This is a genomic window from Halococcus hamelinensis 100A6, from assembly GCF_000336675.1.
Taxonomy (GTDB): Archaea; Halobacteriota; Halobacteria; order Halobacteriales; family Halococcaceae; genus Halococcus; species Halococcus hamelinensis.
Genome location: NZ_AOMB01000033.1, coordinates 172,305 through 192,169, shown reverse-complemented (window position 1 = coordinate 192,169; position 19,865 = coordinate 172,305). Strand labels below are relative to the sequence as shown.

The 19,865-nt window shown below is 59.1% G+C and carries 21 protein-coding genes and 2 pseudogenes; 12 read left to right on the top strand and 11 right to left on the bottom strand.

Annotated features, from left to right (window positions below; all coding sequences use genetic code 11):
• A pseudogene (locus C447_RS18655) lies at nt 1–153 on the top strand (metal ABC transporter ATP-binding protein); the annotation flags it as partial.
• Between the two features lie 92 nt (nt 154–245).
• The gene (locus C447_RS12410; RefSeq protein ID WP_080505380.1) at nt 246–1,349 is read left to right on the top strand and encodes a metal ABC transporter permease; all 1,104 of its coding nucleotides are present in this window, start codon (nt 246–248) and stop codon (nt 1,347–1,349) included.
• 79 nt (nt 1,350–1,428) lie between these two features.
• Here C447_RS12410 and thiM read toward each other — a convergent pair whose 3' ends face one another.
• The 5 genes from thiM to C447_RS12385 all read right to left on the bottom strand — a co-directional run bounded on the left by thiM (nt 1,429) and on the right by C447_RS12385 (nt 4,491).
• Entirely contained in the window at nt 1,429–2,265 is an 837-nt protein-coding gene (gene thiM / locus C447_RS12405) for a hydroxyethylthiazole kinase (protein WP_007694370.1), read from the bottom strand.
• The gene (thiE, locus tag C447_RS12400; protein ID WP_007694368.1) at nt 2,262–2,897 is read right to left on the bottom strand and encodes a thiamine phosphate synthase; all 636 of its coding nucleotides are present in this window, start codon (nt 2,895–2,897) and stop codon (nt 2,262–2,264) included. The genes thiM and thiE overlap by 4 nt, the downstream gene beginning before the upstream one ends.
• A gap of 233 nt (nt 2,898–3,130) precedes the next feature.
• Nucleotides 3,131–3,574: a DoxX family protein gene (locus C447_RS12395; protein WP_007694365.1), complete on the bottom strand. Its 444-nt coding sequence runs from the start codon at nt 3,572–3,574 to the stop codon at nt 3,131–3,133.
• Nucleotides 3,575–3,845: 271 nt separating this feature from the next.
• Nucleotides 3,846–4,157 (bottom strand): hypothetical protein, encoded by a 312-nt coding sequence (locus C447_RS12390; protein ID WP_007694363.1) that lies wholly within the window; start codon nt 4,155–4,157, stop codon nt 3,846–3,848.
• A 58-nt stretch (nt 4,158–4,215) separates the two neighbouring features.
• Nucleotides 4,216–4,491 (bottom strand): ArsR/SmtB family transcription factor, encoded by a 276-nt coding sequence (locus C447_RS12385; RefSeq protein ID WP_007694361.1) that lies wholly within the window; start codon nt 4,489–4,491, stop codon nt 4,216–4,218.
• A gap of 270 nt (nt 4,492–4,761) precedes the next feature.
• On the opposite strand from C447_RS12385, the gene C447_RS12380 reads away from it, so the two are divergent.
• Nucleotides 4,762–6,381, top strand: coding sequence for a DUF4394 domain-containing protein (locus C447_RS12380; protein ID WP_007694359.1), 1,620 nt, complete (start codon nt 4,762–4,764; stop codon nt 6,379–6,381).
• Nucleotides 6,382–6,468: 87 nt separating this feature from the next.
• Here C447_RS12380 and C447_RS12375 read toward each other — a convergent pair whose 3' ends face one another.
• Nucleotides 6,469–6,801: a hypothetical protein gene (locus C447_RS12375; RefSeq protein ID WP_007694358.1), complete on the bottom strand. Its 333-nt coding sequence runs from the start codon at nt 6,799–6,801 to the stop codon at nt 6,469–6,471.
• Nucleotides 6,802–6,975: 174 nt separating this feature from the next.
• Between C447_RS12375 and C447_RS12370 the strand changes: the two genes are divergently transcribed.
• Nucleotides 6,976–7,737, top strand: coding sequence for a CDP-alcohol phosphatidyltransferase family protein (locus C447_RS12370; protein WP_007694356.1), 762 nt, complete (start codon nt 6,976–6,978; stop codon nt 7,735–7,737).
• Nucleotides 7,738–7,880: 143 nt separating this feature from the next.
• Here the strand turns inward: C447_RS12370 and C447_RS12365 are convergent, their stop codons facing one another.
• On the bottom strand, nt 7,881–8,195 hold the full coding sequence (locus C447_RS12365; RefSeq protein ID WP_007694354.1) for a hypothetical protein: 315 nt from the start codon (nt 8,193–8,195) through the stop codon (nt 7,881–7,883).
• Nucleotides 8,196–8,469: 274 nt separating this feature from the next.
• Between C447_RS12365 and C447_RS12360 the strand changes: the two genes are divergently transcribed.
• Nucleotides 8,470–8,745 carry a hypothetical protein gene (locus tag C447_RS12360; protein WP_007694353.1) on the top strand — a complete coding sequence of 92 codons (276 nt, stop codon included), beginning with the start codon at nt 8,470–8,472 and terminating at the stop codon, nt 8,743–8,745.
• Between the two features lie 172 nt (nt 8,746–8,917).
• Here the strand turns inward: C447_RS12360 and C447_RS12355 are convergent, their stop codons facing one another.
• Entirely contained in the window at nt 8,918–10,441 is a 1,524-nt protein-coding gene (locus C447_RS12355; protein WP_007694352.1) for a PQQ-dependent sugar dehydrogenase, read from the bottom strand.
• A 540-nt stretch (nt 10,442–10,981) separates the two neighbouring features.
• On the opposite strand from C447_RS12355, the gene C447_RS12350 reads away from it, so the two are divergent.
• The 4 genes from C447_RS12350 (at nt 10,982) to C447_RS12335 (ending at nt 13,503) form a co-directional block, all read left to right on the top strand.
• The gene (locus C447_RS12350) at nt 10,982–11,755 is read left to right on the top strand and encodes an SDR family oxidoreductase (protein WP_007694351.1); all 774 of its coding nucleotides are present in this window, start codon (nt 10,982–10,984) and stop codon (nt 11,753–11,755) included.
• A gap of 220 nt (nt 11,756–11,975) precedes the next feature.
• Entirely contained in the window at nt 11,976–12,614 is a 639-nt protein-coding gene (locus C447_RS12345) for a cyclase family protein (protein WP_029601765.1), read from the top strand.
• Between the two features lie 168 nt (nt 12,615–12,782).
• Nucleotides 12,783–13,178 carry a hypothetical protein gene (locus C447_RS12340; protein ID WP_007694348.1) on the top strand — a complete coding sequence of 132 codons (396 nt, stop codon included), beginning with the start codon at nt 12,783–12,785 and terminating at the stop codon, nt 13,176–13,178.
• Nucleotides 13,179–13,236: 58 nt separating this feature from the next.
• The gene (locus C447_RS12335; RefSeq protein ID WP_007694347.1) at nt 13,237–13,503 is read left to right on the top strand and encodes a hypothetical protein; all 267 of its coding nucleotides are present in this window, start codon (nt 13,237–13,239) and stop codon (nt 13,501–13,503) included.
• 193 nt (nt 13,504–13,696) lie between these two features.
• On the opposite strand, the pseudogene C447_RS18440 reads toward C447_RS12335, so the two are convergent.
• Nucleotides 13,697–15,369: pseudogene (locus C447_RS18440) on the bottom strand (transposase).
• Nucleotides 15,370–15,698: 329 nt separating this feature from the next.
• Between C447_RS18440 and C447_RS18975 the strand changes: the two are divergent.
• From C447_RS18975 to C447_RS17305, 3 genes are all read left to right on the top strand, one after another.
• Nucleotides 15,699–16,103, top strand: a complete 405-nt coding sequence (locus C447_RS18975) for a MarR family winged helix-turn-helix transcriptional regulator (RefSeq protein WP_007694345.1) — start codon at nt 15,699–15,701, stop codon at nt 16,101–16,103.
• A gap of 244 nt (nt 16,104–16,347) precedes the next feature.
• Entirely contained in the window at nt 16,348–17,214 is an 867-nt protein-coding gene (locus C447_RS17310) for an SDR family NAD(P)-dependent oxidoreductase (protein ID WP_007694344.1), read from the top strand.
• A gap of 349 nt (nt 17,215–17,563) precedes the next feature.
• On the top strand, nt 17,564–18,094 hold the full coding sequence (locus C447_RS17305; RefSeq protein ID WP_007694342.1) for a hypothetical protein: 531 nt from the start codon (nt 17,564–17,566) through the stop codon (nt 18,092–18,094).
• 744 nt (nt 18,095–18,838) lie between these two features.
• Here the strand turns inward: C447_RS17305 and C447_RS18650 are convergent.
• Both C447_RS18650 and C447_RS18645 read right to left on the bottom strand, forming a co-directional pair.
• Entirely contained in the window at nt 18,839–19,120 is a 282-nt protein-coding gene (locus C447_RS18650) for a CPBP family intramembrane glutamic endopeptidase (protein WP_239639177.1), read from the bottom strand.
• Nucleotides 19,110–19,562 (bottom strand): hypothetical protein, encoded by a 453-nt coding sequence (locus C447_RS18645; RefSeq protein WP_239639176.1) that lies wholly within the window; start codon nt 19,560–19,562, stop codon nt 19,110–19,112. The genes C447_RS18650 and C447_RS18645 overlap by 11 nt, the downstream gene beginning before the upstream one ends.
• Nucleotides 19,563–19,865 lie beyond the last annotated feature (303 nt).

Genomic DNA, 19,865 nt, shown 5'->3' with positions numbered 1-19,865 from the left:
CACGACATCGGGGTCGTTACCGAGCACGCGACCCAGGTCGCCTGTTTGAACCGCCACCTCTACTTCGACGGGAAGCCGGAGGAGTTCGTCGCGACCGACGCCCTCGCGAACGCCTACGGAACCGAGCAACACGTGCTCCAGCACGGCCACTGACTATGTTCGGTCCCGCTCTACACCTCGTCTTCGCGGTCGTCGGCGCGCTCGCCGCCGGTATCCACGCACCGTGGGTAGCTATCGAGCCGGTGATGGGATATCTCCCGGGTGCGATGAACGCGTTTGAGTGGTTTCTCACGGCGGTCTACGGCGCTGCGATGAACTGGCTGAGCGAGCTCCTCGGCGTACGGATGCTCGGCTATCCCTACATGCAGCGGGCGTACCTCGCGGCGGTCTGTATCGCCGTCATCGGCCCGCTCGTCGGCACCTTCCTGGTCCACCGGGAGATGTCGATGATCGGCGATACGCTCGCACACACCGCCTTCGCGGGCGTGGCGGTCGGTCTGTTCCTGAACACGACCCTCTCGTTGGCCCTCCCGCCACTGCTGACCGCGCTCGTCGTCGCCGTCGTCGCCGCGTTGCTCGTCGAGGTGTTGGTCGAGTACGCCGACGCGTACACCGATATGTCCCTCGCGATCGTGCTGACGGGTGGGTTCGCGCTCGGNGCGTTGCTCGTCGAGGTGTTGGTCGAGTACGCCGACGCGTACACCGATATGTCCCTCGCGATCGTGCTGACGGGTGGGTTCGCGCTCGGCAGCGTGCTCATCAGCGCGACGGGCGGCGACATCGCCGTTGGGATCGACGCGTACCTCTTCGGGACGCTGGCGACCGTCTCGACCGCGAGTGTCGGGCTACTCTTGGCGATGACCGGACTGGTGACGGGTGTCGTCGCACTGGCGTATCGCCCGTTGCTCTACGTGACCTTCGACGAGACCGCGGCTCGGGCCGCTCGGATCGACGTTCCACTGTTCAATCGGTTGCTGGTCGTCCTCACCGCGTTCGTCGTGGTGAGCGCGATACAGATCATGGGCGTCATCCTCGTCGCCGCGATGCTGGTCGTCCCGGTCGCGACGGCGACCGGGGCGCGGAGCTTCAAGCGCTCGCTCGTGTTCGGCGTGCTGGCGGCCGAGATCGCCGTCATCGCCGGGGTGACCCTCTCGTACGTCTACGGGCTCGCCGCCGGTGGATCGGTCGTGCTCGCCGCGATCGTGGTCTACGTTCTCGTGTTGGTCGGGCGACGCGTTCGCTCGAACGCCGGACGCGCGGGTTTCGGGTGGCGTCAGGGGCCGGGGACGGGGATCTCCACGAACTCGACGAGGAGCCCCGAACCGGACGGCGGGCGGGAGGACGAGTGAGGGGTTGAGCTTCACGTACGTGGTCGCGGGTCGGTCGTCCCGAGACTCACCTTGAACAGCGTCGCGGACGGCCTTCCAGCTACTGGGTGTCCCGAACGACCGATTCGATGCGGTCGGCTGGCGTGGCGAGCGAGACGTCACGGAGACCGGCGACGGCATCGAGGAAGCACGTCCGGTAGCTCGCAGGGCCGGCGTACTCCCCGAACACGCCGTCGGCAGCGGCCTCGCCGGCCAGCCCGAACGCGAGCGTGCCCGAGAGCGCCGCACGCTCGTCGTCCATCGCGGCCGCGAACACCGCGAGCGTCATCCCGAGCATACAGCCGGTACCGACGACCCGTCCGAGCATCCCGTCGCCGCTGTGTACCTCGAACGCCACGTCCTCGGTTGCGACGATATCGACCTCCCCGGAGGCGACGACGATGCTTTCGGTCTCGCGTGCGCAGCCGATGGCCGTCTCGACGATCTCCCCGTACTCGCCGACGGATTCGACGCCGCGAACGGTTGCGTCGGCCCCGGCGAGTGCCGACACCTCACCGTAGTTGCCGGTGACGATGCTCACATCGAGGTCGAGAGTCAAGCGCTCCGCGACGCGATCCCGTGTCGACGTCGCCCCGACTCCGACCGGGTCCACGACGAGCGGGACACCCGCGTCGTTCGCGGCGTCACCGGCGGCCATCATCGCGCTCTCGCCACGCTCGCTCACCGTCCCCATGTTGAGGAGGCACGCGTCCGCGCTCGCAACCATCTCGTCGACCTCGCGTTCGTCGTCGGACATCACGGGCAACCCACCCCAGTGGAGGGCGATGTTCGCCACGTCGTTGACCGTCACGTCGTTGGTGAGTGCGTTGACGAGCGGTTCGGTGTCGGCGACCGCAGCCAGTGCGTCGACGAGGTCGCGTTCGTCGAGCGCACTCATCGAGCGGCCTCCTCGACGCACGTCGTGAGTCGTCGCGTCGCGGCCACGGGGTCTTCGGCAGCGGTAATGGCGGAGATGACGGCAACGCCGTCCGCGCCGGCAGCGATGACGTCCTCCGCGTTCTCGGGCGTCACGCCTCCGATCCCGACGATCGGAATGTCGACAGCGTCGGCGATGTCGGCGAGGGTTTCGAGTCCGATCTCGGCTTCCGCAGCCGGAACGTCCTTCGAAGCGGTAGCGAAGACCGCACCGACACCCAGATAGTCCGCACCAGCGCGCTCGGCGTCCGCTGCAGCCGCGACCGTGGAGACGGAGCGACCGACGTATCCGTGGGGACCGAGCACCTCGCGGGCGGCGGCGATGGGCAGGTCGTCGTCACCCAGATGAACCCCATCGGCGTCGACGGCGGCCGCGAGGTCGGCTCGGTCGTTCACGATGAAGGTGACACCGGCGGCCCGCGTCTGTTCGCGGAGGTCCTTCCCGATCGAGTAGCGCTCGCGAGCGGTCATGTGCTTTTCGCGCAGTTGGACCGTCGTCACCCCGCCTTCGATGGCGGCCGCCACGACCCGCTCCGTCGACCGGTCACGCGAGCGGCTCGCCTGGGTCACGAGATACGTGCCAGAGATATTCATGCGTTGTACGTCGGAGTGATGGACGCTGACTGAAATGGGTATCGGCCGAAAACCGTTCCGCAACACGGTCGACGTGCATTGCTCGACCACGAGTGCTCCTTCAACAGTGAAACGAGGGCTCTATGACGAAGGCAGGTTCATCTTCGTGACCGAGACTTGGAATCGTCGAACGGCAAGACGGCCGCGTATCTCATTGTTGCTCCAGAGAGGCGTAAACCTTGGTCCGTACTCGATCACGAACCCGTCCGTCCGAGTGCTCGTTTGAGCGACACCACACCGGGGCCGCTGAGCGCGAGACCGAGCGCACTGAGCGTGAGGACCAGCGTATACTCGTACCCGCCGTCCGACACCACGAAGCCGTTGGGGAGGTGGACCAGCGCCGTCGCCACGGCCATATCGACGGCAAGGAGGGCCGCGACGGTGCGCGTGAGCAAGCCGACCAGGAGAAGTATCCCCCCGATCAGTTCGAGCAGGCCAACACCCCACGCGGCCAGAGTAGGGAACGGGATTCCGATCTGGGCGAGCGTGCCGGCAAATCCTTCGATACCCAACGCTTTCGGCCCGGTGGCGAACACCTTGCCGACGCCGGACACGACGAAGATGATCCCCAGCGCGAGGCGGCTGAACGCCAGCCCTACCGATTCGCTGGTCCACCCTCGTCCGCTTTGCGTTGCCATGTTCCCGTTCGATAGCGCAGACACTACAGCGTTCGCTCTCAACGCGAGCTATCCGTAGCAGTAATCCATAGATCCTCGTCGGCGGAGTACGCTTCCAGGAGGAGTTGCTGTGCCGATTTTGATCACCTCTCTGATATCAGTAGTTCTCGTTTACGAGACCCTCAGAACCGGTCTCACCTCGAAAACGTCGGTCGCAGAGGAAGCAATTCAGTTGATCGCGGACGAGGAGGGCGAAAGGGGTCTCCGTCGCCGCAAAAGAGACTCCAGTGAGTTAATCCCACGAGATCCAGACGACCAGGGCGATACCGGCGAGTTCCAGGACCTGCGCCGAGGACATCACGAGCAGCGGGAGCGGATGGACCAGTTCCGGGTTCGCTATCCACCCGGAGACCACCGGATGGAAGGCGTAGAAGTACGTCGTCAGCCCGGTCTGGAGCAGGAGAAGACCCGCAAAGACGAGCAATCCGGCTGCGTACTTCGAGCGAAAGACGAGGTAGTTCCGGCCCCAGATGTAGATCAGACCCACCAAGAGCACCACGCTGAGCCCGGCCGAAAGGCGCAGGAGGGTCACTAACACGTCCATCTACTCACCGGAGTCCGGTTCCTCGTCCGTTTGTCGGTTGGTCTAATTTCCACCATACTCACTCCACCTGCTCGATGATTCGTTCGACCGTCTCCCAGTTCGCCCGCGCTCGGTCCGTCGGGAGGTAAATCGCGCCGTACTCGTCGCCGCTGTTCCTGAGAACGTCGTTCTCCACGAGCACGTCCAAGTGATGTCTGATCGTCGTGTAGTCGAGGTCCAGGTCGTCGGCCAACTGGTTCGGGTTCCGTGGCCGGTTAGCGAGCGCTCGCAGGAGGCGGGCTCTGTTCTCGCCGCCACGGGTACCAATGAATACGTACCACAGAACCGCCTCCATTACCACGGATCACTCGTTGCAGATATGGTAAGTATATCGATCAGGGTCCGAAGTTCGTGGTCTGGATCCCCACTCCCGGGGCTGTTTTCCCGGCTGTTGGGTCTCCATCGCTGATTTCATGCCGAACGAGACACTGAGGTATTTCGCCGGATACGACCCGTGGACTACCGATCTGGTATGAAGTTGGGTGAGCGTTCGGTGTGATGTAGGAAGGTATTCGGAATAGACATTAAAGGCGGTCGGTCGATTGGATTCTTGGTGGCATCACCAATGGATTCAGAAGACAACATCCCGGAACGTATCGAAGCGGGCGAGAGCTTCGCCGACCTCGGCGAGTTCCGATTCGACGACACGGCTCACGAACAGGACGACGTCGACCGCGAGAACGAGACGACGACGGACCTCCTCACTCGCGTCGGCAGCGCCCTCGACCGGCGCTCGTTCATGAGCAACACCGCGAAAGTCGGCGTTGGGGCGGTCGCCCTCGGCACACTCGGGGCCGGGACCGCTGCCGCGGATCACCAACCCCCCGTCTACGGCTTCACGCTCGTTCCCGCCGAAGGGGACGGAAACGGCGACGCGAACATGGAGCACGCGGTCGCGCTGGTCGCCCAGGACGACGGCACCGCGAACGCGCTCGTTCCCGTCGACCTCGAATCGGGCGAGATCTGGACCGACAAGGCCAGCCGCATCAACGGCGTCAGCGGCGACGACTTACTCGTCGGTATCGACTATCGACCCTCGGACGAGATGCTGTACGCGCTGGACGAGAACGGCACGCTCTACACCGTCGAAATGCCGAGCAAGGCCGGCAAATCGGTCTCGGCCTCCAGTGTCGGGTCGGCGGACTACCCGGACACGGACCTCATTGACGGCATCGGGTTCGACTTCAATCCGGTCGCCGACGCGATCCGTATCGTGACAACCGACGGCGACAGCTTCGTCACGAGTGCCGACGATGGTTCCATCGTTCGCCAGGACCCCGACGCCTTCTACATGGATGGCGACGACAACGAGGGCACGACGCCACAGCTCAGTGCTGCAGGCTACACAAACAGCGTTCCCAGCCCGAGCGCGACGATGCTGTACGACATCGACAGCAACCTCGACGTGCTCGTCCAGCAGGACGCCGACCCCGACTCCGATACGACCAGCGGGCTGACCACCATCGGTGGCCTCGGTATCGACGCCAACGCCGTCAACGGCTTCGATATCTCCGGGACCGATGGGGCGGCCTACGCGCTGGTCGCGGTCGACGGGGAGACGAAACTCTACCGTATCGACCTCGAAGTCGGCTCGGCCATGCCGGTTGCCGAGGACGATATGGGCAATGGCGGGATGGGCGGGATGGGCGGCGGGAACGTCACGGACGTCGACATCCTGAACTTCGCGCTCGCGCTCGAGCACCTCGAAGCCGCCTACTACAACGAGTTCCTCGAGGAGTACTCCGAGACCGATGTCGAACGTGCCGATGCCATCGGCAAGCAGTTCGCGGACCCGCAGCTCCGCTTTGCGACCTACCAGGAGATCAGTTCGATTCGGGACCACGAGGAGGCTCACGTCGAGGCACTCACGCAGACGATCCAGGACCTCGGTGGAACGCCGGTCGAAGCCGCCGAGTACGCCTTCCCCTACGACTCGCTCGAAGAGTTCGTGAAGTTCTCCGCGCGCGTCGAAGCGGTCGGAACCTCGGCGTACGCTGGTGCCGGACCGCTCATCGAAAACGACGAGGTGGTCGCTGCAGCCCTGTCGATCCACTCGGTCGAAGCGCGCCACACGAGCTGGTTCCGGGCGCTCATCCCCGGGAGCTCGATGCCGAACGCCTTCGACATGGCACGGAACATGGACCAGGTCCTCGGCATCGTCAACCCGCTGATCGTCTCCGAGTAATCGGTCCTCTCGACTATTTTTTGATCCGAAGTGCTGTCGTTCGCTCGGACAGTCGCATACCTCCAGACCTCCTGCAACAATAGAACTCTATGGACTTCGGTCTATCAGTATCATCAAAAGCGCAACGAACACCACCTGCGCGAGCTTGACTACTCCAGAGAGGCCCACGAGCTCCGAAACGTCGACCCCGTTCAGCAGGAAATACAGCACGAACAGGAGAACATTGTACATTATCCCTACGCCGTAGACGAGACGTCGGCGATAATCGACGAGCGCGAGAGCGGTCGCCCCGAGGTATCCCAGTCCCGCGAGACAGAACGCGACACCGAAAGCGCCGGGCAACCCTCCGACACCCAAGAAGAGGTAGACGACCCCCAAGAGGACCGCCAAGGCGGTTCCGACCCACTCCAGTGTCCCCATCGAACCCCGTTGGAATCGTGACCCGGACTCTAGTGACATGCGTCAGCTTCCGTCGCCTCCGTAATAGCACTTCGTTCCATCCGATGGCTGATGAATCGTGCTCCGAAGGTTTCGGAACGAGTTATTTTATAGCTGGCACTCTTGATCGGGCTAACCGACTTGTTTTGGGCTCTCATGAGCGATGGATTCGACGGGATAGCGCGGGGACGACTTCGTCGCCAGTGGGGGATCGTCGGAGTCGTTGGGGTCGTCGGAACCGCGACCGGCTATACGGTTCTCGGTGGCTGGTGGACGCCGGCCCACGGCGTACGATGGACGTTGGTGACGGCCGTGGTGCTGACGTACGAGCTGTGGCTCCTCGGGCGACATTTGACGGAAAACCGACGAGCGGACGACGAGCGATTGCGAGACACGCTCGGTATCGCTACCGCTGCAACGTTGATGCGAGGTGGAGCGCTCGCCGCGCTCGCTGGTTTCCTCGTCGTTCCTGAACCGACGGGTCACGCCCTGTGGCTCCCGGGGGGTCTCTATACGGTCGCAGTGGCGCTCGATTGGATCGATGGCTGGCTCGCACGTCGGGTCGGAACGGAGAGTCTACTGGGGGCGAAGCTCGATACCGAGTTCGACGGCCTCGGCCTGCTCATCGCGGGATTGCTCGGTCACTCGTATGGCGTGTTGCCACCGTGGTATCTCGTCGTCGGCTTCGCCCGACCCGCCTTCCTCGGGGGCTTGTGGCTACATCGTCGGCGAGGAGGTGCGGTGGGAGCACTTCCGGAGAGCGGTCGTCGACGGCAGCTCGCTGGCCTACAAATGGGCGTGTGTAGCGTGGCGCTTCTCCCCGTCGTCGCTCCATCGACTTCGATCGCGCTGTCGACGGTCGTGATGGTACCATTCGTCGCTCTGTTCGTCCACGACTTCCTGGCTGTTCGGGAGTGACGCTATCCCGTTCGGGCGCGATACTATCCGGTCAATGACGGTTCGTTTGGGTTTCGTCAGGACAGCGTCCCTTCATAGAGAGCTGTGACGGTCCCGTCGAGGAGAGAAGCTCCTCCTCGCGGTCTCCGAGTTGCGGGTTCCGGCTATCGAAATCCGATCCACTCCAGCCGTTCGGGGTCGTCGCCGGTAGCGCTGCAGACCAACGCTGACCGTGATTTCTTCCCTTTTCGAGTATCGATGTGAACGTGGAACTGGAGGTCGTCCCGTATGACCTCGTCGAGGAATTCCGTCGTCCGGTCCGACTCGCTGACGAGTTCGCCCCAAACGTCCATTCCGACTCGCACAGCACCCGGTTCAAGACGAACGGTGATATCGTCGCGGAGAGCGATATCGCCGTCCGGTCGGTCCATGGTCCGAAGGACGATACGGTCGCCCGTTCGTGAACTGTAGGTCTTCATCGAACACCCTCCGTGCCTGCTTCGACTCCGATAGCTCGATCCTCGCCGGGACTGTTGACCACTATTGAGGTGAAGGACGCTTGCATTTCGTCGGTAAATGGCGTGTAGTTCCTTCACTCGTTCGAAGTGGAGTACTTCCATCCGTTGTAGAACGGCGATCCTTCCTCCCATCTGGGCGGTCCGAGACGGTGTGAGTGGTGCGAGCGCGCGGACGGGCGAGCGGTGGTCCACCCTACCACGAACGTCTTTTCGCGATCCGGACCCAAGTCCGCGTATGGAATATCCGAGTACAGCGACGGTAGAAACGACGCAATCCGAGCTGGTGAGCGGCGACACGCTGGTCACCCTTCACGCGAACGCATATTCGGGCGACCCTCGTCTTTTCACCCTTAGCTTCTCGAAGAGCGATGGAAGACTGAGGCTTCTAGAGAGATACACTGACCCGGTAGGCGAAAGCGGGGTGCTAACCGGTACCAAGGAGATCCCGGTCGTCTACGACGGGGATTGGTCGGTCGATTACGGACGAATTCAGGAGGAGCTAGGGTGTTGAGTTCCCCTCGACCGAATCACGGGTACCTTTCAGCCACGTCGCTGTCCGGCAGTTGTCGGTAGTGTTCGGCCGTCTCCTCGAGACCCCGAGCTCTTCGATGCGGGAGGACTCTCGCTCGTCGCACCGGACGTGAATTCGACCGCTGACCAGCCGCAGATGGGCCGACTCCGAGTCAGTCGGGTCGAATTCGGAGGATCCTGTCGTCCGACGCGACCGGCGACCCACGTCCATCGCGGTTGCTCGTCGCGAGATAGAGGTGGTCGTCGGGTCCCGTGAAGGCCGTCCGGATACGGCCGTACTCACCCTCGTACAGCCGCTCTTCTTCGACGGCATCGTGCCCGTCGAGTCGCACGCGGTGGAGGTGTTCACCCGAGAGCGTCCCGAAGAAGAGATCGCCCTGCCACTGGGAGATCGGTCCGTCGTAGAAGGTCGCACTACCGGGCGCGATGGTCGGTGTGTACGCCGCGATGGCTCCCACGAATTCGCCCTCGCTCTCCGTCCCCGACGCGCGCGGCCAGCCGTAGTTCGAGCCTGCCTCCAGAACGTTGATCTCGTCGTCGTGGTCGGGACCGTGTTCGGTGCTGTACACCTCCCCATCACGGAAGGCGAGACCCTGGGGATTGCGGTGGCCGTACGTGTATACGGCCGGGTGACCCTCGTCGCCGTCGAAGGGGTTGTCGGGGTGTGGCTCGCCGTCGAGGGTCAGACGAATCACGACGCCGCTGAGCGACGAGGGGTCCTGTGCGCTCTGTGGCTCTTTCGTGTCGCCGACGGTGGCGTACAGCGCATCGCCATCGATCGCTAGCCGCCCGCCGTCGTGGCCGTCGGCACCCTCGATACCGTCGAAGAGGACGCTGGAGGAGAAGCCGCTCGCGGCGTCGAGTTCGAGGATGCGATTGGCCGCCTCGTCACCGTCCACGTAGGTCTGGTAGGCATAGGCGGTGTCAGGGTCGTCGGGATGGAAGGCGAGGCCGAGCAACCCGCCCTCGCCGTAGCCGTTGGCCCGTGTAGGGTCGGTGAAGTCGGCGACTAGCTCGCCGCTTCCCGATTCGACTTTCATGATGCGGCCGGGGCGTTCGGTGAAGTACAGCGTGTCCCCACGGAACGCTGCCCCCCACGGTATCTCGAGGTTCGTGGCGACGGTATCGACCGTGACCGGGACCGGTCCGCTCGACCCGAACGAGTCGGGGTCCACTTCGCTTCCGTTGCGGAAGACACGCAGCGGGCCATCGGAGGAAAACCGTGTGACGCGCCCCGAGAAGCGAAAGTCGTCGGTGCCGCCTCCGGCGACCGCACCCGAGGCGTGACTACCCTCGACGGAATCGGGGACCTCGGCGTTCGTGAGGTCCGCGAGCACTCCGGCTTCGAGGTCGCCGCTCACGTCGAACTCGTAGGTCGCCCGCTCGGTGTCCTCGCTTTCGAGTAACAGCGTGTTCGGCAACTCGGAATTCCATCGCTCCTCGGTGTCGATCTCGTCACCGTTCATGTACACCGTCGCCGGACCGTCGAGCGCGAACGTGACCACGTCGCCGGCGAAGTGGAAGTTGTCCGCGCCGCGCTCCGCGACCGCCCCGGAGGCAGTACGCCCGTCGACCCCGTCGGGGTAGTCGGCCTCCGTGAGGTCGGCCTCCCAGCGCGCTTCGATGCGCTCACTCACGGTGAATCGATAGAACGCACGCTCGTCGGTGTCGCTCACGACCGAAATCGAGTTCGGTAGCTCCCGCTCTTGGGCGCTGGCTTCCGAGACGATGACGGGACTGGCCAATGTTCCGAGCGCTACCGCACCGCTTTTCAGGTACGTCCGCCGGCCGACCGTAGACCGCGAACGCGAACGTTGATTTTCTCTCTCCATTTTAGCATGAACGTACGACCTCTATGTTAAATTTACTTATAGCGTTCTACAGGAAGATATCGGCTGCGATAAACAGTACATCCACCGAGGGTCCCTATACCATCCCAATAGCATACGTTTCGGGAGCCACGTCGTCGGTCCGGCATTCGAGCAACGTCCAAAAGGAACTCCTCTCAGCTGTTTCTGTCTCTTCGATTCGGCTTCGCCACTTTGCACCCTCTCCGTCCCACACTGTATTTACTACTCGAGGTAGCCAAAGACCGTACCAGCACTTCCGAGAGGCTCCGCAGGCTGCCTCCACCGTCTTCAAAGCCGAAAGCAGATGTCCACTCCTACCCTTATATAGTCCTAAGAAATATATGAGTTGGGGTGGTGATTAGACACATGGAGGAGATGTTGAGCGGCAAGACTGCCGTCGTCACGGGTGGCGCAAGTGGAAACGGCCGCGCGATCTCGTCGCTGTTCGCGGAAGAGGGCGCGGATGTCGTCGTCGCGGATATCCGAGAAGAGCCTCGTGAGGGCGGCGAACCCACTCACGAACGGATCGAAGCGAATACTGACGCGAACGCGACGTTCGTCGAGTGTGACGTGACCGATTACGAAGCGCTGAAGGATGCCGTCGCAGCCGCCGACGAGTTCGGTGGCATCGACACGATGGTGAACAACGCGGGCGTTTTCCGCGCTGAAGAGTTCCTCGAGGAGGGCGACGACGTCTTCGATATGATCATGGACATCAACGTCCGTGGAACCTACTATGGGTCACGCGCGGCCGCCAATGCCATGCTCGACGACGGCGGCGGAAGCATCGTAAACCTCTCGAGCGTTGCTGGCCTCGAAGGTTCGGGGGAGTTCATCAGCTACTGTGCCTCGAAAGGTGCAGTTCGCTTGATGACGTACTCGCTCGCCTCGCTACTTGGACCCGAGGGCGTTCGGGTCAATGCGATACACCCGGGACTGATCGAGACGTCGATGACGACCGAGGACGTACCGATCTTCGGCACTGACGAAGAAGCGGGGTTCGTCGGGCAGATACCGAGTGGACGCGGCGGTACGGCGGAGGACGTCGCAAAGGGTGCGCTGTTCCTCGCCTCGGACCTCAGCGATTACGTCAATGCCGAATCGCTCGTGATAGATGGTGGAATGACGAACTCTCAGTAGCGAACTCGACGGTTTATCCGACGGTTTCCGTGATCCGGTAGTGACCGACCGTCTCAGGTGACGGAGCCACCGACCGCACTCTCCAAAGGGTACTCATTCGTGAGTCACCCTCTCGAAACCGCTATCCAGCACAGCGGAGAGCATCGATGTCGATCCTCCAACGAAAACGAATCAGGGACTCGCATGTCACTATTTATCCGTTGGGCCACAGGCTGGAAGCGTGCAAGTCGACCTCAGCCACCGAATCGAGACCGGAATGACCGTCTATCCAGGCGATCCGTCCGTCTGCGTCGAACCACATGCAGCCTACGACCAGGATAGCTATCGAGTTAGTGCCGTGCAATTGGGAAGTCACACTGGCACCCATATCGACGCACCGTCCCATGTGTTAGCAGACGGACGAACGTTGGATGCCTATTCGCTCGAGCGATTCACGTTCGACGCTGTCCGCATCGACTGCACTGGATCGAGCGACCGCGAGCCTATCACAGTCGAAGACGTTCCTGATGATGAAGCCGATATCGCCCTCTTTTGGACGGACTGGAGTACTCTCTGGGGGACGGAGCGGTATCTCGACCACCCCTATCTGACACCCGATGCGGCCGCCGTGTGCGCCGAACGAGGCTACGCGGTCGGCATCGATGCGCTGAGTCCGGACCCGACACCAACTCAGAACTCCGAGGAAACCGATCCGAGTGGATTGCAGGCTCATCACACCCTGCTCGGTGCTGATAACCTCATCATCGAGAACCTCCGAAACCTCGGAAAACTCCCCGACCGGTTCGAGTTACGTGCGTATCCACTGGCACTTGGGGGCGATGGTGCTCCAGTCCGCGCGGTCGGTATCGTCGACCGATAGCATTCCCCCGCCAGAAGCAACACCAACGGGAGCAACGGAAGACGACGACGAGAAGAACGAAAGAACGCCCCCATCGAAGACGACGATCCGATCGGCTCTCACCCTCAAACCCCTCAGCGAACCGGAGGGACCAGAAAGCACACATCCCAGTTCAAGCAACTCCAAACCATGAGCCAGACCGACTCGCTCTCGGCTCGCCTCCGCAGTGAGCTATTCTCGGCATCCTCGGCGGTGCAGGTGGTATCGACGCTCGCCGCGGTGATCGTGGCGTACGTCATGCAGTCGCGAACCGGCAACAGCACTGTTGCGGTCGGGGCCCTACTCGGGGTGGGAATCGGCGTCTCGACGCTCTTTCGGGAGTGGGACATTCACCACCTATCGACGGGTGCGGTCGTGTTCTGGGCAGTGGGTGTGAGCGCGCTCGCCGCGATTCTCTACGGAGTGGTCTTCGAGATAGCGAGTGGTTTCGTAGCCAACCTCGGGCTCGCCGGGCTCGTCACCGCAGCCATCACGGTCGGGCTCGGAATCACCTTCTCGCTCACTCAGCAGTGGCGAACGAACTAGCCGTGGACGGAGCGTGCGGGGTCCTAACAGACGTGAGAAATCTCCCGTCGAGAAAACAATGAGCTCGCTCAGGAAGTGGACCGAGATCGAGAGTCCGTGGTTCTACGGGGCAATACTGTTCGCAACGTGGCTTCTCGTGGCGCGACTCGTCGGTGTGTTCTTCGGCGAGAGTACCGCCGAAGCGATCGACCTCATGACGATCGTCGCTGCGCTCGCGTTCACGGCGACGGCGGCGATGACGGTTCACTCGCTTCACCGGAAACCGTCGTCATCGACGTGCAGGGGATCGAATCGAGAACCGAATGACCGCCATCCCACCTCATAGCATCTGAAGTTGAGACTACAGCAGGTATAAAGAGTCTACAATGCACGAAATCTGGGGTATAGCGGATTAAGGAAGTCGGCAAATCAGAGTTGAGCGTTCAATTCGTGTTGTTGATCTGGTTAGAATCCCATCTGAGAGGCACGCTGGCGAGAGCTGTGGTTCAAACCACGGCTTCCGACCATACTACAGAGCGCTATCCGACTCCGGTTCGCTTCTGCAACAGCGTGAGCGTGTTCTGGGCCGTTACCATCGGAGAGCGCCTATATCCGTTGATTAGAGCAACCTATACGAGGAGGTCGACCGCTCGCCAGATCGAGTACAGTAGGCAAGCAAACGCGAAATAGAAGAACCGCAGCACGAAGTTTTTCGAGGTAGTCGCAGCCATGAACCGTTTGATCGATTTGTAGCCGCTCTCGATTTCCCATCGATACGAATATTCACGGACTGCCCCCGCCGGAGCGTTCGTTAGGAACACTGCGTACTGACCGTAGTCAGTCCGCTCAGAGTTCTCTTTGCGCTTGTAGACGAACGTGGTTTCGTGCCACTCGTTCTTTCTGAGGTGCAGCTTCCGGTCAGCAGTATAGTAGTCCTGACCGCGATTGAGTAACCGCTTCGCTTGAGCTTTCTCGCTTGCGTACATCCGCTTTGGCACCACGTAAGTCAGTCCTCGCTGAGTAATCGATTCAAGTAGGTGTTGGCTGTCAAACTCGCGATCCATGAGCACTCCATCAACGTGAACGAGGCTCTGAGCGCTATCCAGGAGGTCCTCAACGATTTCGCGTCGACTTTCACCCTTTTGACCGGCCGAGCGTCCAATACCAGGGGGACCGCGTTGCCGACCAACTGCACGGTCGCCCACTGATAGGCGTACTCGGTGTTCTTCTCCTTTGTGCCGATAATTTCGTCTATGTACCCCTCTCGATCGCCAGTGAACGGGTCTTCTTCGGTGATATCGATAGCGACCAACCCGGCGCGATGGAACGCATCTGTCTCACCGAGTCGGTCAACAATCCATCCGACCGCATTGTGGTACATCTCACGAATCTCACTGACAGACAGCTCTCGGAGATGTGCTCGATGATTGTGCCCGAGGGGTGTCCGTTCTCGATTAGACTCGTAGAGAAAGCTGCGTGCGCCCTCATTAGCCGCGAGGTTCTCACGAAGCCCAAGGTAGGTCTGGAGCTCCCAGAACGCATTTCGGTGTATCTCACAGCCCTCGCTACGATTCAACGAAAAGGCTGGATGAACAATCTCGCTCACCTGCTTTGTGATCTCCTCAGCCCGAGCGAGTATTTCCTGTTGAGTGGGCGCTTCGTCATTGGATCTCTCTCGTCGAGACGACCGCTTGGCTGGCTGGCGAGGGACAGAAACACCGGCTCTGTCCGCCTGAATGAGAATCGACCTTGCCGCCGTTTTGATCGTCTCTCTGAGCTCTGGTTCGAAACGACGGTGCCACGTTCGCCAGAGTGTCGACTGGTCAGGAACGCTCTCGAAGCCGAGGCACTTTCGAATCGACGAGTGCTAATGGAGATAGTCGACAAGCGCGCTTGCGTGCTCCCAGCCATGGAGTTCTTTCAACAAGAATGCGCGAACTAACTGCTCCATTCCGTAACGGGCCGTTCCCGCGTAGCGGTCGTGAGCCTCGAACTCAACGTATGCCAGTGGGAGACAGCACACGAAACCCTCGACCGACTCGTGAGTATCGTGCTCGAACCAGACTCTCGCAATGGTTCGGACATCTTTTTCGAGTTCATCAAGCGAACTCCGATCGTACAGCGGTGTCGAATCGTAGGCCGGCCACTCGCAGTACGATCTCGACGCGATTTCTTGGAAGACCTCGTGTTGAGATACTTGAGTTGATGGCATTCCCTCTTTACAGTCTCTTGACGAAAGTTGCCCCTTTATCGACGGTTTTTCTTTAGCTTGGATCGGATTTCCCCAGATCCGCCTGAGGGATTTGTCCTCGCGCTAGAAACTTCCGAACTCATGCCGAGCACGTACTGGATCAAATCCGTACTCCGTTGTCTCAGCGAACGAGCTCTTCTCAAATAGCGTTGTAATTCAGCATGGTCTTCTTAATATAGACAACCAGTTGATTGAATAGGTGGCCCATGAGAGAGCGAGAATTCGCTCGGGTACCACTATGTCTAATAAGGGTCAGCGCGAATCCGTATTAGCGATCTACGACCAGAGTTATGACACAAAATCGATCGGACCCTATCACNGGGAAGGCGTATCGAAATCAAATCCGGGAAGACCTCTCCGACATTGGGTTATACGCCGGCCAGGAGGTTCTTCTCTATTTGTTGTGGAAAGAAGATGGGCTCTCGCAAAAAGAGCTAGCCGCACGGTTGGAAGTGAAACCACAAGCAATCAGTAAAATGCTCGATCGAATGGTATCTGAAGGAGTAGTTGAACGTCGGTCGGACCCCAACGACTCACGAATTTCTCGAGTATATCTCACTGATGATGGTCAAGCACACCAAGAACCCGTTGAAGAGATTTTGGAGCGGGCTGAATCCCAAATGTTGGAGGGGTTTTCTCCTGCAGAAAGATCGCTTTTCCGTCGAATGCTTGTCGATATCTGTGAGAACCTCTAATAATCCTCTTGGTATGATTAGTCTGATTAATGGGAAGTTTAGTAAACCGGTTGATTGATATCGGCTGGTGGCTATGACTGCACATGAGTAACGAATCCAAATCCAAACAAATTGTTGTGATGACGGGGGCCACCTCCGGGATCGGTGAGCACGCCGTACACCGAATCGCATCTCAGCCCGACACACAAGTCATAATCGGAGCTCGTGGCAGCGGGCGAGTCGTGCCAGAAGGCAGTACGGNACGGTGGTACACCTTGATCTCGCTTCGCTCGAAAGTGTTCGTACCTTTGCGGACGCAGTGAAGCACCGGCTGGCCGACGACCGGATCGATATGCTCGTGCTCAATGCTGGTGTACAATATCCGAACGTAGATCAGCGTAGTGACGACGGTTTCGAGAAGACGTTCGCAGTCAACCATCTCAGCCACTACCTGTTAGCTCGTGAACTGCTTCCATGCTTGGCAGAAGGTGGACGGTTGGTGATCACTACGAGCGATACACACGATCCGGGACACTATCCCTTTGCACCGAAAGAGCTCAACACGCAGGCGCTAGCGTATCCCCCCAAAGGAGGCTTTGACGCTGGCGTACGCGCTTACGCGGCATCGAAACTCTGCAATCTCCTGACCGCACGAACTTTCGCCGAACTTGATGAAGTGAAAGCAAGCAATATCCAGGTTGTCGCCTACAACCCGGGTTTCACAACCGATACCTCGCTATTCCGCAATGCGTCCGGTTTTAGCGGGACGCTCTCACGACTGATGACATCTAGTCCTGGGCGTCTGGTGTTTCGCTTTGCCAGTAGGTTCAATCCCGATTTATACCCGGAAACACCAGAACGNTCACGACTGATGACATCTAGTCCTGGGCGTCTGGTGTTTCGCTTTGCCAGTAGGTTCAATCCCGATTTATACCCGGAAACACCAGAACGCGCGGGAGAGGCTCTGGCTCAATTGACGTTAGGTAGGGCTACCCCACCGTCCGGAAGCATCTATGCGTCGCTGGTCAGGAGCGACATCACGTATCCTGATCCTTCTGAACTTGCTCGTAGCCATGAGGCGCGTGATCGGTTGTGGCGTGAAAGCTCCAAGATAGTTGATATTACGGAGTAGTAGTCCTGGGACTGCACCTAATAGCAAGCTGTATGTGGAGCGATTAGAGTTTGATCCTACTGAATCAGTTTCCTCCCCGCCATGCATTGAGAGCGATAGTCTCAACTTCAGCTATGNGCTGTATGTGGAGCGATTAGAGTTTGATCCTACTGAATCAGTTTCCTCCCCGCCATGCATTGAGAGCGATAGTCTCAACTTCAGCTATGGTCGGGAAGATGAGACTACTCTCCAGTGATTAGTTTGAACCTACAGCATCACTCTGCTGGTAACCGGTCATGCCTTTACTAAGATGGTATCGTTCTCACTAGCTCTTATCATGGTAGCACTACGAGGAGAAAATATAGAGTGTATGAATAAAGAATATGGTGCGACAGAGACGTTTGGACTCTTAGCAGCCGTCGAGATGGCTCTGGTTCAGATTATTGGAGGATATACGAGCAACACCGAGACACTCTACAATGGCTTCAGCGGAGCCGACATAGCTGCCGCCCTCGGGTCGGTGACTGATTTGGTCGCTGTCGTTGGTACTGCCGGTATCGTTAGCGCCCTTGTCGGACGAGCGATGTGGCGACTCATCGTTGAGTCCACTGATCGATGGACGCTGCCCCTCCGTGGCGCACTCGCTGGGGGGTTAACGGGTTGGATTTCGATACCTCCAATAGCAATGGCACTAGTCACGGTTGACCAATATTCCAGCGTATCCGGATTCGTCGCATCAGTTGCATCACCCGTGGCGCTCGCCGAATTTGGGATGGGGTTCGTTCTCTTTGGGATTCTTGGGACGATTGGCATCGGATGGCTGACGATCCCAACAGCGGCAATCGCGGGATATTTTCTCAGCCGAGAAATCGACAGTGAAGGAGCGTCGACCGGAAATTGAGCCACTTAGTCACTAGCTGCGAGGAACCTTCCTTTGGTAGCAGACCAGACTGAAGAGCGACCAGCGTTCCATTGGACCAGCTTCTCTCTTCGCTATGCATTGAGCGCGGTAGTCTCAACTTTTGGTGGCGTCGGGAAGATGAGACTACAACAGGTATAGAATCAACAATGCACGAAGCCAGGAAGATAGAGAGACCAGTGATAAACTTTATATCTAAGATATTGAGATTTTATTGTTTTACCATTCACAAGTCATGATCTGTTAGCATTGGCATCACTAGCAAAATAGTTGCAAGAACTGCAGCACCTACAAAGAACAGAAATCCGCTGCTTGCGATAGGCTGAGAAAATGCGCCCAGTATAGCAACAGCTACTACCAGTAGCAACAGTACCGTAATATAACTCTGTCCCATCATTATGGTCTTATTTCCATCTTCGCTTGTCTGTAATATAAACCTTCAGGGCTAGCAAAGATCGCTCTGAGAATCGTTGCAGACCTCGCGGGCCACAGCCTCACCACAGCCGGAAACTACATCTGCTACTTCGCAGACGACTGGCGGGGGCAGGATAAGTATTAGCGGGAAGCCGGTTGAGGACCGTTCTCACGCAACTCCACACGGTCGCACGAATCCAGAACGCCGATCCTCATTTTGCACATCGAATTGACGAAACCGTGTACAAGGACATCTCGCCGCATGCAGCCGGTGTTTGTGCGGAAAGGGGAATGCCTCCGTTTGTAGTAGATTTAGATTACCGCTAGGCCAATGCCGATTGCATTGTAGAGAGCGTGAGCAAGTATCGGAGGGACGACACTCCTTGTTCGGGCATAGATTGACCCATACACAAGACCGCCGATTAGGTTGCTTGCAAACGGACTAATCATCAGTATCAGATTCGAATTGTAGTACGTTGGGATATGTGAAAGCGCGAATAATACCGCCGCAGCGACAACCGCTACCACACTTGGAAAGTGTTCTCCGAGCCATTTTTGGATGATATTTCGGTAGAACAACTCTTCAGCGGGCACAGCAACGAAGACGATCAGTAGGAATCCCACTACTATGGTTGCAGTACCCCCCAGATGGAATGAGGCTAAGGCTATCACTCTCTGATGCTGTGAAACCAAACAGGGAGTTCGCGACCCCAATTCCGATTTCTGCAACAAGACGTATCAGAACACCTGCAACGGCGTAACCAATACCTAGTCTCGTCAGTGGCTTTACGTCGAAATACGCCATTTCTTTACCGGAGATATACAGGAACAGAATCCCGACAATAAGCCATAGTCCGTAGTTATACAGAATATTCTCTGCGAGTGAGAGAGGGGAGAGGCTGGATTCGTTAATCAATAGACCAAACACAGAACGAAGCACCACTGGTTGAGTAGCGCTGATAGCGCCCGAAATGGCAACAAGAACCACAGCAATGGAGACAGCGCGGAGACGTGAGCTAGAAAGGACATTCGCCATGTTCTGGTGGTCTATTCTAATCGCCAAAAATCTCCTGACATTTGTCTATTTGCGAGCACTCTGTCGGTAGCCCAGTGTCTGTCTACAAGAGTCAAAGTATTTGAGAATCTACAGAACCAGTGTTTGGAGAAACTCACAGGCCGTTCTATGTATTGAGAGCGCCAGTCTCAACTCGTCGCAACTAAGCGATGCAGAATGATCTCCCGCAGCGGCTAACGCAACGAATCTAAGTCAAGACGACCTATCGGAGTGGGTCAGCAGACCATCAACGCAATTGAACGAGGGTGATACAATCCATCGTTG

Bases quoted from the DNA above. Each gene is read 5' to 3' on its own strand.
- C447_RS12350 (WP_007694351.1), top strand. From the start codon at position 10,982: ATGGAGGAGATGTTGAGCGGCAAGACTGCCGTCGTCACGGGTGGCGCA.
- C447_RS12375 (WP_007694358.1), bottom strand. From the start codon at position 6,801: ATGGGGACACTGGAGTGGGTCGGAACCGCCTTGGCGGTCCTCTTGGGG.
- C447_RS12335 (WP_007694347.1), top strand. From the start codon at position 13,237: ATGAGCTCGCTCAGGAAGTGGACCGAGATCGAGAGTCCGTGGTTCTAC.
- thiE (WP_007694368.1), bottom strand. From the start codon at position 2,897: ATGAATATCTCTGGCACGTATCTCGTGACCCAGGCGAGCCGCTCGCGT.
- C447_RS12360 (WP_007694353.1), top strand. From the start codon at position 8,470: ATGGAATATCCGAGTACAGCGACGGTAGAAACGACGCAATCCGAGCTG.
- C447_RS17305 (WP_007694342.1), top strand. From the start codon at position 17,564: ATGAATAAAGAATATGGTGCGACAGAGACGTTTGGACTCTTAGCAGCC.
- C447_RS18645 (WP_239639176.1), bottom strand. From the start codon at position 19,562: ATGGCGAATGTCCTTTCTAGCTCACGTCTCCGCGCTGTCTCCATTGCT.
- C447_RS12395 (WP_007694365.1), bottom strand. From the start codon at position 3,574: ATGGCAACGCAAAGCGGACGAGGGTGGACCAGCGAATCGGTAGGGCTG.
- C447_RS12370 (WP_007694356.1), top strand. From the start codon at position 6,976: ATGAGCGATGGATTCGACGGGATAGCGCGGGGACGACTTCGTCGCCAG.
- C447_RS12390 (WP_007694363.1), bottom strand. From the start codon at position 4,157: ATGGACGTGTTAGTGACCCTCCTGCGCCTTTCGGCCGGGCTCAGCGTG.
- C447_RS12365 (WP_007694354.1), bottom strand. From the start codon at position 8,195: ATGAAGACCTACAGTTCACGAACGGGCGACCGTATCGTCCTTCGGACC.
- thiM (WP_007694370.1), bottom strand. From the start codon at position 2,265: ATGAGTGCGCTCGACGAACGCGACCTCGTCGACGCACTGGCTGCGGTC.
- C447_RS12340 (WP_007694348.1), top strand. From the start codon at position 12,783: ATGAGCCAGACCGACTCGCTCTCGGCTCGCCTCCGCAGTGAGCTATTC.
- C447_RS12380 (WP_007694359.1), top strand. From the start codon at position 4,762: ATGGATTCAGAAGACAACATCCCGGAACGTATCGAAGCGGGCGAGAGC.
- C447_RS12385 (WP_007694361.1), bottom strand. From the start codon at position 4,491: ATGGAGGCGGTTCTGTGGTACGTATTCATTGGTACCCGTGGCGGCGAG.